11 protein-coding genes are annotated in these 13,498 nt (G+C 59.1%); 7 read left to right on the top strand and 4 right to left on the bottom strand.

Annotated features, from left to right (window positions below):
- Nucleotides 1-11: 11 nt before the first annotated feature.
- From FHT84_RS03350 to FHT84_RS03340, 3 genes are read right to left on the bottom strand one after another with little or no spacing between them, the layout of a single operon-like run.
- The gene (locus FHT84_RS03350) at nt 12-1,106 is read right to left on the bottom strand and encodes a substrate-binding domain-containing protein (protein WP_113250259.1); all 1,095 of its coding nucleotides are present in this window, start codon (nt 1,104-1,106) and stop codon (nt 12-14) included.
- 40 nt (nt 1,107-1,146) lie between these two features.
- Entirely contained in the window at nt 1,147-2,217 is a 1,071-nt protein-coding gene (locus FHT84_RS03345) for an ABC transporter permease (RefSeq protein WP_113250258.1), read from the bottom strand.
- 16 nt (nt 2,218-2,233) lie between these two features.
- Nucleotides 2,234-3,730 (bottom strand): sugar ABC transporter ATP-binding protein, encoded by a 1,497-nt coding sequence (locus FHT84_RS03340; RefSeq protein WP_183760837.1) that lies wholly within the window; start codon nt 3,728-3,730, stop codon nt 2,234-2,236.
- A gap of 439 nt (nt 3,731-4,169) precedes the next feature.
- Here FHT84_RS03340 and FHT84_RS03335 point away from each other — a divergent pair, with 439 nt between their 5' ends.
- The 6 genes from FHT84_RS03335 (at nt 4,170) to FHT84_RS03310 (ending at nt 9,972) form a co-directional block, all read left to right on the top strand.
- Entirely contained in the window at nt 4,170-5,102 is a 933-nt protein-coding gene (locus FHT84_RS03335; protein ID WP_113250294.1) for an AraC family transcriptional regulator, read from the top strand.
- Between the two features lie 148 nt (nt 5,103-5,250).
- A complete protein-coding gene (locus FHT84_RS03330) occupies nt 5,251-5,835 on the top strand; it encodes an NADPH-dependent FMN reductase (RefSeq protein WP_113250256.1) in 585 nt (194 codons plus the stop codon).
- 201 nt (nt 5,836-6,036) lie between these two features.
- The gene (locus FHT84_RS03325) at nt 6,037-6,753 is read left to right on the top strand and encodes a FadR/GntR family transcriptional regulator (protein WP_113250255.1); all 717 of its coding nucleotides are present in this window, start codon (nt 6,037-6,039) and stop codon (nt 6,751-6,753) included.
- Between the two features lie 69 nt (nt 6,754-6,822).
- Entirely contained in the window at nt 6,823-7,797 is a 975-nt protein-coding gene (locus FHT84_RS03320; RefSeq protein ID WP_113250254.1) for a mannonate dehydratase, read from the top strand.
- A 36-nt stretch (nt 7,798-7,833) separates the two neighbouring features.
- Nucleotides 7,834-8,736 (top strand): 5-dehydro-4-deoxyglucarate dehydratase, encoded by a 903-nt coding sequence (gene kdgD / locus FHT84_RS03315; protein WP_113250253.1) that lies wholly within the window; start codon nt 7,834-7,836, stop codon nt 8,734-8,736.
- Between the two features lie 63 nt (nt 8,737-8,799).
- Nucleotides 8,800-9,972: a lactonase family protein gene (locus tag FHT84_RS03310; RefSeq protein WP_183760840.1), complete on the top strand. Its 1,173-nt coding sequence runs from the start codon at nt 8,800-8,802 to the stop codon at nt 9,970-9,972.
- A 39-nt stretch (nt 9,973-10,011) separates the two neighbouring features.
- On the opposite strand, the gene FHT84_RS03305 is transcribed toward FHT84_RS03310, so the two are convergent.
- Entirely contained in the window at nt 10,012-12,108 is a 2,097-nt protein-coding gene (locus tag FHT84_RS03305; RefSeq protein WP_113250251.1) for a GGDEF and EAL domain-containing protein, read from the bottom strand.
- Between the two features lie 420 nt (nt 12,109-12,528).
- On the opposite strand from FHT84_RS03305, the gene FHT84_RS03300 reads away from it, so the two are divergent.
- Complete coding sequence (locus tag FHT84_RS03300; protein WP_113250293.1) at nt 12,529-13,443, top strand: DMT family transporter; 915 nt, start codon at nt 12,529-12,531, stop codon at nt 13,441-13,443.
- Nucleotides 13,444-13,498: the final 55 nt, after the last annotated feature.

Here is a 13,498-nt window from a genome sequence, read left to right as displayed (position 1 = left end):
TTTGGCCGGGATCACTTACCCCAGATTTTCTTGTATTGGTCCTTGTAGCCGTTATCCGGATCGAAGGTGTTCTTCGGGCCACCATCGGACTGGATATTGTCTGCCGTCACGACATGCAGCGGCGAGAGATAGCCGGACCATTTTTCGCCGGCGAAGGCACGATTGAGTTCATCGACCAATTGCCAGCCCTGGAGATTAAGAGGTTCGGCAACCGTGACCTTCTGGAATTGACCGGCGCGGATGCGCTCATAGGCCGATTGCGAACCGTCACCGGCAGCGACATTGATCGGCGCATCGGTGCCGCTCTTGCCGGCGGAGGCGAGCGATGGACCCATGAAATCGAAATAGAGGTCGTTGATCGCAAGCGAATGCGTCCAGCTGTCACCGTATTTCTGAAGGAGGGATGTCGTGAGCTGCGGCATGCGCTGCGATGTCTCGGCAATCGGCGTATCGACATATTCGAGCACCTTGCCGCCCAGCCGCTCGATCTCCTGCTTCATCCTGTCCGCTTTGGCGATGGCGATCGCATAGGTGGAGTCGGTGAAGATGATGACGCCCGGCTTGCCTTTGGCATCGACGAAGGCCCAATCGGCGGCCGCCTTCGAGACTTCCATGGCGTCAGTGCTGACATTGGCAAAGAGGCCATTCTTGTCGTCGGGGCCGATGGTCGGGCCGGCATGCCAGGCGACCAGAGGGATCTTCGCGGCCTTTGCCTGTTCTAGTGCCGGAGCCTGTTCGACGGCATCGAAGCCATCGATGATGATGCCGGCGGGCTGCAGCGCTATCGCCTGACCGAAGGCGGCCGTTCGCCCGCCGATGGAACCCGCACCATCCAGAACCTTCACTTCCCAGCCGATCGCCTTCGCCGCTTCCTCGACACCGTTGCTGACGCCGAGAATACCGCCATTCTTGAGATCGCCCGCGAGCACGACGATCGTCTTGCCGGCCTGTGCCTTCGGACCTGTCGTGGGGCCGTCCCATTTGGTGACCGGGGTTGCGTATTTGTCGACGACGGCCTTCGCATCCGCCAGCGGATCGGCATAGGCCTGGCTGGCGCATAGCACCAGCATCGCTGTCGTCGCCTGCAGGAATTGTCTACGGTTCATGTCTTCTCCTCCCTTTGGACATTCGAACTTCAGATGATCTTCATTTCTCCGCCGGCTTGGCGGAAAGTTGCGGCGCCTGAGCCGGGGCCATGCGCCCTGCATGGCTGCGGCGGCGCTGGGCGTAACCGGCAATGCCGATCGCGACGAGCAGGGTGACGCCGTTGAACAGGGGCTCGACATAGAAGGAGCCACCGAATTGCTGGATGCCGGCAATGCCGACTGCCAGAATGATGACGCCGATCATCGTGCCCCAGACGTTGACGCGACCGGGCTTGATGGTGGTTGATCCGAGGAATGCGCCGACCAATGCAGGCAGCAGATATTCAAGCCCGACGCTCGCTTGGCCGATGCGCAGCTTGGAGGCAAGCAGAACACCGGCGATGGCTGCAAGCGTTCCCGAGGTGACGAAGGCGCCGATGACGAAGCGGCGGACGGGAATGCCGTTGAGCGCGGCCGCCTTCGGGTTGGCGCCGATCGCATAGATGTAGCGGCCGATCGGCAGGTACTCGAGGACGATCCACATGACGAAGGCAAGTGCCAGGACATAGATGCCGGTGATCGGCAGGCCAAAGACCATGGTGCCGTTCAGCGCATAAAACCCTTGCGGCAGCATGCCCACAACCTGCCGGCCGCCCGTATGCCAGAGCGCGATGGCGTAAAGGACCGTGCCGGTGCCGAGCGTGGCGATGAAGCTGTCGATCTTGGCGATCTCTACCAGCAGGCCATTCAGGAAGCCGGTCAGTGCGCCAAGTGCGATGACGATCAGGACGGCAACCGGCCAAGGCAGCCCGAACATCGTCTGAAGGCTGATCGCCAGCACATGCCAGAGGACGATGCCGTAGCCGATGGTCAGATCGATGCGGCCCGCCGCCATCGGGATCATTGCCGCCAGCGACAGGATGGCGATGATGGTCTTGTCCGAAATGATCGAACGCAGGTTGAGCATCGTCGGGAATGTCTGCGGCAGCAGAATGGAGAAGAGCAGGATCAGGAAGATCGTCAGGATGACGAGGCCATAGACGGGCAGCAGGCGCTGGATCTTCTGGCCGAGGCTCATGGCCGAAAGCTCGGCGCGGGTCGGCTCGAGCGCGTTGGATTCGATCGATTGCATGGTGTTCTCCTCCGGTTCAGGCCGCTTCGGATGCAGATGCGGCGGCGATGACCGCCGGCGTTGTAAGGTCGGCACCGCTGAGTTCGCGCACGATCCTCCCGCGCGAAAACACCAGGGCACGATGGCAGATATGAGCGATTTCCTCGAAATCGGTGGAGACGACAAGAACGGCAAGGCCGGCCTCGACGGCCTCGGCGATCAGCCGATAGATGTCGGCCTTGGCGCCGACGTCGACGCCTGCGGTCGGATCCTCGGCGATCAGCAATTTGCGTCCGGTGGCCAGCCACCGTCCTACGACCACCTTCTGCTGATTGCCGCCGGATAGGGCTTCGATGGCAAGGCTCTGATCGTTAGGCCTGAGGCCGACACGGCTACCGAGAGAATAGGCGGCTTCGGCTTCGCGGCGCGGGGACAGGAACGAACACAAACTGCGCCCCGAAGCGCCCGGATTGAGGAACGTGTTTTCGCGCAGGCTGAGCGACATGGCGACGGACTCTTCCGTCCGATCCCTGGCGATTAGCCCGATACCCGAAGCCATCGCGGCGACGGTGCTGGAAAGATCGGGTGCCGTCCCATTCAAGCGAACGCTGCCCTGCGATGGTTCGCAACCGAACAGCGCGCGTCCGATCAATTCCTGACCGGCGCCGCGCAGGCCGACGAGACCGAGCAATTCGCCCTGTCGGATATCGAAGGATACAGGACCTGCGCCGCGGCAGGTGAGCTCTTTTACGGAAACGATGGCGGCCCCAGCGCTTCTTTCTGCCTTGACGAACAGTTGGTCCGCCTTGCGCCCGACGATCATGCGGATGAGTTCATCCGGCGTCGTCTCGGAGACTGGCTTCTGGCCCACCAGCTGACCATCGCGCAGCACGGCAACCCGGTCGGCAATACGGAAGATCTCGTCGAGACGATGCGAGACATAGATCATCGCCACGCCGCGCTCTTTCAGCGGGCGGATGGCGGCAAAGAGCTTCTCGACCTCATCGGCGGGCAGGCTGGCCGTGGGTTCGTCAAGCACCAGCACGTCGGCTTCGACAGCGAGTGCGCGGGCGATTGCCACAAGCGATTTCTCGGTGCGCGTCAGCTCCTGGACGCGGGTCGACGGATCGAAATCGCAGCCGACGAGTTTTAGCGCTTCCGCGGTGCGCCGCTCGGTCGCCCGCCAGTCGATCAAGCGGCCGCGCAGAGAATAGCCCTGGGCGAGACCGACATTTTCGCCCACCGTCATCCATTCGATCAGTCCGAGATCCTGATGGATGAAGGCGACGGGCTGGCGCTGGTTGGGTTGGGGTGGGCGATGATGATAGGGCTTGCCGCGAAACAGGATCTGCCCGCCATCCGGCTTGTAGATGCCAGCCAATGTCTTGATGAGCGTCGATTTGCCCGCGCCATTCTCTCCTAGAAGCGCGAGAATTTCGCCCCGCTGCAGGTCGAGAGATACGTTCGACAGCGCGCGCGTTCCGCCAAATTCCTTGGTGATATCGGAAAATTCGAGCAGCTTTCCGTTGTCCATCCTGCTCCTCCCAAAGCGTCGATGAAGGGAGGCTATGTTATCGATAACATTCCGTCAAGGCCTCCTGTTCCTGACCTCGTTACCGAGGCGTTCCTTTAACATTGAAAGAATTAAACTCCGCACCGCATAAGTGATTTCTTTTATATGTGAAATAAAGAAACGAGATATCGCAATCATCTTATGAAATGACGATCGTTCCCGCCAAACGTTCAAAGTACTAACCGCGGTTGTATGCCTTTAATTCGGACTAATGTTTCTTGGGTAGTGCGTTCGGTTCATATCTCGTCTAAAATTATTTGCGGATAATATGAATAACGGGCCGCTGCCGCACGCTTTGAGAAATTCCAAGGGAATGCCTCTCATCGTACGCATTTGAGGGAAATTTTTGACGTACGTTACTCAATCGGTATTCAAAATTGATAACGCCGATGCCGAAGAGATGACGGCGCATTATGCGAGGACCCTGTTTCCTGCCGTTGTCGAGCCACTTCAACGAGGCGCTTCGATTTCGGTGGAGGACCGGCATTATACGGTCGGCTCCAGTAGCGTATGGAACGGCAAATGCCACTCCGGAATGAGCGTGATGCTTTCGGGAGGTCCTGATGCCTATGGTTTTTATCTCCCAACCATGGGCAAAATGCTGATCGATGCAGGAGGGCGACAGCTGCTGTCGGAAGCAGGCAAGGGCCTGCTTGCAGATATGTCGTCGTTTGAAAAGCTGACACTGGAAGAGCGGCGCGGCCATATGGGCATGGCCTTCGAAAAATCGGCAATGATCCGTCAGCTAAGCGAATTGCTGGACGGCCCCGTTCTCGACGACCTGGAAATGGGCGGCACCGTCGATCTCACGACGCAAAGAGGCGCGCAGATTGCGGCGCTCGGAAATTTGATCTGGCATGATCTGACGGTCGATGATGCGGACCGCTCTTCCCCGGTGTTCAGCGAATGTCTGTTGCAGGCGATGATGATCGCGCTGCTGGAGGTGGTGCCGCATAACTATTCGGCGCAATTGCGCAGGCCGGTTTCGCCGGCGATGCCGAAACAGTTGAAGCGCGCGATCGAATATATGCATGCCAATGTCGGCGCCGATATCCGGATCGCCGAAATCGCGCGTGAGGCAGGAACGAGCGTGCGGTCGGTTCAGGCTGCCTTTCAGCAGTTCAAGAACATGACACCCCTCGACTATCTGAGGATGATCCGTCTGCAGGGCGTTCGCAGAGCGCTGCTGGACTGCGGATCGGCACGGCCTGTCGCCGGGATCGCGCGCGATTGGGGATTTTCCCATTTGGGCCGTTTTGCGGCGCTCTATCATCGCGCCTTTGGAGAAATGCCATCCGAGACCGCGAGAAGGCTCCGAAACGGCGATAGATAGGATGACGCCTCCGAAGCCGCATCCGTAAGCAGCCTGCGTGGGCTATAGCGATTGCGCAAAAAAGTTGGTTGTAGGCGGGGAGAATCCGCCTAATCTTGCGATGCAGCGCAGCTCCAGGTGATATCGTTGGCGACGGAGTGAGACAGAGATGCATCCATCGAAAATCACCATCCTGTCCTGCAGCATGGATCCGGAAAGCCGCAGCCGCCGGATCGCTCGTCAAGCGGAGAAGCTGTTGCGGGAGAGGCGGTCCGAGGTCGAATTTATCGATCTTCGGGACATCGAGTTGCCGGTATTCGACAATTTGAACTGCTATGGGCATCCTTCATACGACAGGCTTTATCGCGCAATTCGCGATACGGATGGCGTGCTGCTGGCCGTACCCATTTACAATTGGTCGGTCGGCAGCGCTGCCAAGAGCCTGATCGAACTTACCGGCGCGACAGGTGCGGGCGGTCGAAAATCCGCCTGGTTCGACCAGATCGTCACGTTCGTCTGCTCCGGCGGGCTTCCTCACAGCTACATGGCTTACGGAAATCTGGCGATGTCGCTGATGCTCGATTTCAAATGCGTGATCAATCCCTACGTCGTTTATGCGACGGAGAGAGACTGGATCGATGGTGACAACCTGTCCGGCGCGCTTGCCGCAAGGCTGCGAAAGACGGTCGAGGTCAAGCTGGAACTCGCGTCGCGTCTCCGGGGGAGAGGTTATGCTTCAGATTGGGAGATCTAAGGCGACCGGAGTCAAAGGAAACTCGCTTCCCTATCGCAATCCCGGCGAATGCGGGCTTCGAAAAGTTCTTCATTCTAATTCCTCTTTAGATTATTCTAGATACGTATTATGACATCTATATGTCGTATTATGATTATCGAAGATCAGAGGCTTGGCTGACCGGTCGGATCAGTTGGCGGCAACCGGATTGGGGATCTAAGAATGACGGCGATGGGCCGGGGTCGACAAAGGCTGGCGCAACAGGTGATCGATCAACTGCGAGCGCAGATCGAAACGGGCAAATTGAAGGTGGGGGATCAATTGCCGACGGAACCACAGTTGGAGGCGGCGTTTGGTGTCAGCCGTACCGTCGTGCGCGAAGCGATTGCCGATCTGCGTGCCGCCGGGCTCGTCAAGCCGGTTCAAGGCAAGGGTGTCTTCGTTGCGGAACAGACGGCGCGCGGCGGATTGGCGCTGACGCCAGTGGAAATCAAAAGCATCCCGGAAACCCTTGAATTGCTGGAGTTTCGCATGGCGGCAGAGGGGGAGGCGGCGGCGATTGCCGCTTATCGAAGAACTGCCGCGCAGGAAGCGGCGATCGCTGCGGCCAATCGCAAGATGGCAATGCTGATCGACCAAGGGCTGCCGACGGTCGAGGCGGATTATGAATTTCATATGGCCATAGCCGCCGCCACGAACAATCGATTCTATGTGGATGTTCTCATGCATTTCGGTGCCCGCACGATCCCGAGGGGCCAGTTTCCGACGCTGCCGGAAGCCAATGATCGCGCTTATCTCGAGAAAGTTCATGCCGAACATGTCGAGATTCTGGCGGCTATTGCGGATCAGGATCCCGAACGCGCGCGCCAGGCGATGCGGTCGCATATGATGGCCAGTCAACGCCGCTATCGCTTCCTCGCCGATCAGCAACAGGAATAGGGCTCGACTCCATATATAACTCATATTATGTCATATGATATTGTGTGAGATCAAACGGAGACATTGCGGGTGTATGTAGGAACGCAGGTCGACGCGCGGGACGACGATGACTATCGGGTGTTTGCGCAATTAGGGGTGAAGCACATTTGCGCCGATCCGCCGGGAAAGCCAGTGAGCTGGACGCTGTCCGACCTGGAACGTCATCGCGACAAGATAGAAAGCTTCGGATTGATTCTGGACATGATCCAGCTTCCGTTGCCGTCGCAGCCGATCGAAAAAGCGTCCTATCCCGATATCCTTCTCGCCGGGCCTGATCGCGATCGCCAGATAGACGCGGTCTGCAAGCTGATCGAGGATGTGGCCACGGCCGGCATTCCGGCAGTAAAATACAATTTAAATCTCATCGGTATTCCGCGCACACCGGAAGAACGGGGGCGTGGGGGCTCGATGAATGCGAGCTTCCGCTGGGACAAGGCGGATCATGACGCGGCGCCAGGTCTTGCGGGGGTTTTGTCGGAAGACGAAAACTGGGAGCGCATCGATTATTTCCTTGAGCGGGTTATCCCCGTAGCGGAAGGTAATCGCGTCCGTCTTGCCTGCCATCCCCATGATCCTTACACGCCACCGGGCTATCGCGGCGTCACGCGCGTACTCGGCTCAGTGGAGGGTTTGAAGAAATTTGTCCTCATGCGCGAAAGCCCCTATCACGGGCTGAACTTCTGCCAGGGATCGATCGGCGAGATGCTCGACAATCCGCGCGAGGAGATCGACGATATCATCCGCTGGTTCGGCAGCCGCGATAAAATCTTCAACGTCCATTTCCGCAATATCAGGGGCGGCAAGCTGTCCTTCATGGAGACCTTCCCCGACGAGGGCGACATGGACATGGTCCGCTCCGCCAAGGTGTATAAGGAGGTCGGGTATCGGTACATGCTGATGCCGGATCATGTCCCGACGATCAGCGGCCGTGATCCGACCGGCGTCGCCTTCGCCTTTTGCTATGGCTATATCGCGGCGCTCGTTCAGGCGCTCGAGCAGGCCTGAACCTTGTTGCCAGTTGAACGAAGACAGGATTCCACGATGAACCCGATTGAGCTGAAAAAGGCGGTTGGCAGCGGCCTGCTGTCGTTCCCGGTCACGCATTTCGATCAGAACCTGACATTCGACGAGGCGAAGTATCGCAGCCATATCGAATGGCTGGCTGGATTCGACGCCGCAGCACTCTTCGCAGCCGGCGGAACGGGCGAGTTCTTTTCCTTGAACCCCTCGGAAATCCCGCAGGTCGTGCGCGCAGCCAAAGCGTCGGCCGGCAAGACGCCGATCATCTCGGGGGCGGGTTACGGAACGTCGCTTGCCGTCGAAATCGCCAAGGCCGCGGAAAAGGCCGGCGCCGACGGCCTCTTGCTTCTGCCGCCATATCTCATGCTTTCCGAGCAGGCAGGCCTGATCGCCCATGTAAAGGCGGTCTGCCAGTCCGTCGGCATCGGTGTCATCGTCTACAATCGCGACAATGCGGTGCTCAGCGCAGATAGTTTGGCTCGGCTCGCCGACGAATGCCCCAACCTTATCGGCTACAAGGATGGGATCGGCGATGTCGACAAGGTGATTGAGATCACCACGACCCTCAAGGATCGTCTGGTCTACGTCGGCGGCATGCCGACACATGAGGTCTACGCCCAAGCCTATTTCGCGGCCGGCGTCACGACCTATTCTTCCGCGGTCTTCAATTTCGTTCCGGCTCTGGCGCAGCGCTTCTATGCCGCACTGCGCGTCGGAGATCAGGCAACGGTCGACCATATTCTCCGGAGCTTCTTCTTCCCGCTCGTAACCCTGCGCAACCGTAAGAAGGGTTACGCCGTCTCCATCATCAAGGCGGGCCTGCGTATCGTCGGCAAGGATCCCGGCCCGGTCAGGCCACCGTTGACGGATCTGACGCCGGAGGAAATGGCTGTGCTAGAAAAGATCGTCGCCTCAGCGGAGTGACGGTGGCCAGGACTTGAGCGATGGTTTGCGATAACGAGGATCCGTATTGGAGGGAGGAGACGCGTGACGGAGACATCCTTTGGACTTACCGCATCGGCGCTGGCAATGACGTCCATGCTTTCAAGTGCCGGCAACCCTTCTGCAAGGACATTCGTTTACGTTTCGGCAGCGACGGCCGGAGCGATCGACACTTACAGCATGGACGCGAAAACCGGGTCGCTTAAGCGAGTGTCGAGCTTCGATGCGGGCAAGATGGTCATGCCGATGACCGTCAGCGCCGATAAGAAACACCTCTATGCTGTCATCCGTTCGCAGCCATATCGCGTGCTGACGCTGGCGATCGATCCTGCCACCGGCAAACTCAGCCAGGAAGCCGTCGCCGCCTTGCCCGACAGCATGCCTTATGTCTCCACCGGCCCGTCGGGCCGTTTACTGTTCACCGCGTCTTATGGCGGCAACAAGATCGCCGTACTGCCGATCGGCAGGGATGGGCTCGTGACCGATGGTATCAGGCAGATGATCCTGACCGGCCGCAACGCGCACTCCATCGTAAGCGACCGTACCGGCAGATATGTCTTTGCAACCAATCTCGGCTCCGATGTCGTGCTGCAATTCGTGCTCAATCCGGAGACCGGCATGCTGGAGGCGAACGATCCGCCCGAGATCGCGACAAAGCCGGGCTTCGGTCCGCGCCACATCATCGTCTCGCCGGATAACAAATCCGTCTACGTTCTGACCGAATTGACGGGCCACGTTATCCACTATGCTCTCGATACGGCCAAAGGCACGTTGAGCGAGGTCGAAAGCGTGAAATCCGTTCCTGATGATGCCGGGCTTTTTCCGGGCATTGCCCCGCCGGCCCCGGCAGCGTTCAACGCAACCGCGCCGGTTGCGGTTCAGGCCGATGACGGCAAGCCGAAGGTATGGGCTGCCGATATCGGTATCACGTCGAACGGACAGTTCCTCTATACGACCGAGCGAACCACCAGCAGGATCGCGCTCTTCCAAGTGGCCGCAGGCGAGGGGAAGTTGACCTATGTCACGAATTACCCCACCGAGCAGCAGCCGCGCGGCATTCGCATCGATCCATCGGGCCGCTTCCTTGTCGCCTCCGGCGAGAAATCCGACAGGCTGTCGGTCTATGCCATCGATCAGGCAAGCGGCGTGCTCACGCCGGTCGGTCGATATCCGGTCAATGCTGGCGCCAACTGGATCGAGATCGTGACGTTACCCTGAAGCGCAGCCCTATGCTGTAAATGCCAAGCGTCAGCTTCGTTATTCGGCCTTGGCGATCATCCCGGCAAGCAGGCTTTCCACCTCGGAAGAGGGAAGGGGCCGGGCAAACAGATAGCCCTGGAGAAGCTCGCATCCGGCCCCTTCGAGGAAGCGGGCCTGTTCTTCGGTCTCCACGCCTTCGGCCACGACTTCCAGTTCGAGGGTTCGGCCGAGCGACACGATGGCGGAGGTAATTGCCATATCGCCGGGCTTGGCCGGAATATCGGCAATGAACGACCTGTCGATCTTCAATCGGGACAGCGGAAAACGCCGGAGGGTGCTCAGGCTTGAATATCCGGTACCGAAATCGTCGATTGCGAGACTGACGCCCAGCGCCTTCAGTTCAAGCATGCGCTCTATCGCTCCCTCGACGTCGCGCATGATCAGGCTCTCCGTCAGTTCAAGCTCGAGCCATTGCGGATCGAGGCCTGCCGCCTGCAGCGCCGACGCAACCTGGCTTGTCAGCGAGCTCTCCAGAAATTGCCGTGCCGACACGTTCACACCGATACGCAGCTCCGGCAGGCCGCGATCCCGCCATGCTCTGGCCTGCTGACAGGCTTTGCGCAAAACGATTTCACCGAGCGGGACGATGAGCCCCGTTTCCTCGGCGAGCGGAATAAAAGCATCGGGAAGCAAGAAGCCCTCGGAAGGATGCTGCCACCGCACCAGCGCTTCGACGCCGATCACCCTGCCGCTGCGGATCTCCTTTTGCGGCTGGTAATGCAGCACGAATTCATCCCGCTCCACTGCGCGCCGCAGCTCTTCGATGCGGATCAGCTTGTTGCGGGCATCTTCCGCCATGGCCGGCGTGAACAATCGAATGGAATTGCGTCCGGCTTCCTTGGCGCGATAGAGCGCCATATCGGCACTTGCAAACAGGTCCGAGGCGGTCTCGCCATGCTCCATGGCGCATGCCACACCGATGCTGCAGCCGACGCGGATTTCGACACCGTCGATCGTCAGCGGCTTGGATATGTCCTTGAGAATGGCGGTGAGCCTCTCGTATACGGTGTCGGAGGATTCCTCCAGGACGATGATGAATTCATCGCCGCCGATCCTCGCAACGATGCCGCGGCGGCCGACTTGGGTCGATATGCGCTGTGCGACCGCCATCAGCAATTCGTCTCCGGCTGCATGACCGAGTGTATCGTTCACCAGCTTGAAGTTATCCAGGTCGACAAAGGCAACCGCCAGCGGCTTTTGCTTGCGCGAGGCTTTTTCCAGAAGAGCGCTGAGCTTGCGGTCGAGCAGCATGCGATTGGGCAGGCCGGTGAGGGCATCGTGCTCGGCCAGATAGGCAATGTGGGCGATGTCCCGATGGCGATCGATAGCGATCCCAATCGTCTGCGCTATGCCGGCGAGGAATTCCATGAGCCCGGCTTCGTCGCCGTCGATCGTTTCCGTTATCAGCGCCCCATGTCTGCCGCCATCCCGCGAGAAGATCGGAAATTCCTGAATGTCGCCGGCCAAGGATTCAGGTTGCTTGCTGTCGAGAACAAAGTCGATCTGCCGGCCGTCGAGCAGCCGCTCGAGGAGGGATCGCGCATCCTTCAGAAGCTCGTCAAGATCGACGCCCCGCGCCACATCCTGCAGGAGCTTCGTTTGTGCGCTCATCAGTTCTTCGGCGCGTTTGCGAGCGGAGATATCGCGTGAGGCTCCGACGACACCGATGATGTTGCCGTTTCTGTCCCGCAACGGCACGCGCGACATCATCAGCCAGCCTTCGCCCTTGAGGCGCCGCTCTTCCACGCCGAGATCGGCTTCGCCCGTTTCCATGACCTGACGCTCGACTTCCTCGATCTTATGCGCGTCGGCCATCGGATGAATTTCGGCGTCCGTGAGGCCGATCAGTTCAGTGACATGTGTAAAGCCATTGTTGAGAACGATGGCCTGATTGGCAAAAAGGAAACGGCCGTCTCTATCCTTGGCGTAGATATAGTCGGGCACGTAATTGATCATCGCTTCGAGCCATTCGTAACGCTCGGTGAGCGATAGATGCTGAGCCTGGAGCAATTCAAGCAGCTCACGGACATGCCGGTCATCATCGTTCGCATCTGTATTCGCCGACTTCGACGATCTACCCGGCCGCTGTGTCATCAATGTTCTCTCACGTGGTGAACGGACAATAGAGGCAAGCAGTTATGTAACCATGAAAACGGATGGCCATTTTGGCCGTCATAAACGAAAGCGTAAAGGCATATTTATCGAAGCTTTAACCAGAAGAATCTCGTCAGCTGAGCATTCATGCGGCGGTGAAACATTGCCCGATCGAAGCCGTCCGGATCGGCGCTCAAGAGGGGCGGATTGGGAGGCGTCGCGCTGCATGGTGGGAGAAAATCACAATGCCAAGCAAGCGCCATAGCTTGGCGCTTGATGATGTAGCTAGAATTTCGTTCTTGCTGCCGCGCCGGATGCCGATCTTATTCAGCTTGACGTGTGTCGGTTGCCTTGCGGAGCAGGGACGAAAGCCGCTAAAGCCGAGGCGGAGGAAATACAGGATTCGCAAGGATGAAAGACATGAACGTTCGCAAGGCTGCGGCGAATGGCAATCTCGTGCTTGCCGGCATGCTTCTGATGCTCGTCGGCGATTTCATGTTTTCGCTGAACGATGCCATGGGCAAGTGGTTGGTTGCGAGTTTCTCCGTCGGGCAGATTCTGGTCATCCGCTCGCTCGGCTCGTTTATCGTCCTGGCACCCATGATTGCACGGCAGGGTGGCGACGCGCTCTTTCGCCTCGAGCAACCGCCGCTGCAGCTCTTGCGGGTGGCTATGACAACGCTCGATGTCGGTCTTTTCTACGCCGCCGTCGCCTATCTGCCGCTTGCCGATGTCATGACTTTCTATATGGCCGGCCCCATCTATGTCGCCGCCATCTCGCATTTCTTCCTGGATGAGAAGATCGGCTGGCGGCGCTGGCTGGCCGTTTTCGCCGGCTTCCTCGGGGTATTGATTGCCCTCAGACCTTCGGCGGCCATGTTTTCCTGGCCATCGCTTTTCGGCCTCGGCGGCAGTCTCGCATTCGCGATGACGCTTGTGCTCGGGCGGCGACTGCGGCAGACGAGCGATGCCACGCTCGTCGCCTGGCAGACGGTTGGCGCCCTTGCGGCCGGTCTGACGCTCAGCATCGGCAATTGGCGCGCGGCATCGGCACTCGATTTCGGCGCCATGCTGGCGCTCGGAGTCGTTGCCGGCAGCGCACACTTGATGATTACACGATCGTTGAAGCTTGCTCCGGCTTCGCTGCTGGCCCCGCTGCAGTACAGTCTTCTCCTTTGGGCGATCATACTGGGCTTTGTTTTCTTCGGCGATATTCCGGATGCTCAGATCATCATTGGATCTGTCGTCATCGTGCTCGCCGGGCTCTTCATTTTCCATCGGAAGAATCTGGTCGACACGATCCCGAAGGACGCGATAGCGCGGGATGGGCACTGAGGCCGATACGTCTCGCCATCTTGGTGATGTCTCAGCCATACGGCAGCGCGCCTGC

The sequence above is a fragment of the Rhizobium sp. BK289 genome (assembly GCF_014193575.1).
Taxonomy (GTDB): domain Bacteria; phylum Pseudomonadota; class Alphaproteobacteria; order Rhizobiales; family Rhizobiaceae; genus Rhizobium; species Rhizobium tropici_C.
Note: the sequence above shows the minus strand (reverse complement) of the source record. Positions and strands in the feature narration are given on the sequence as shown.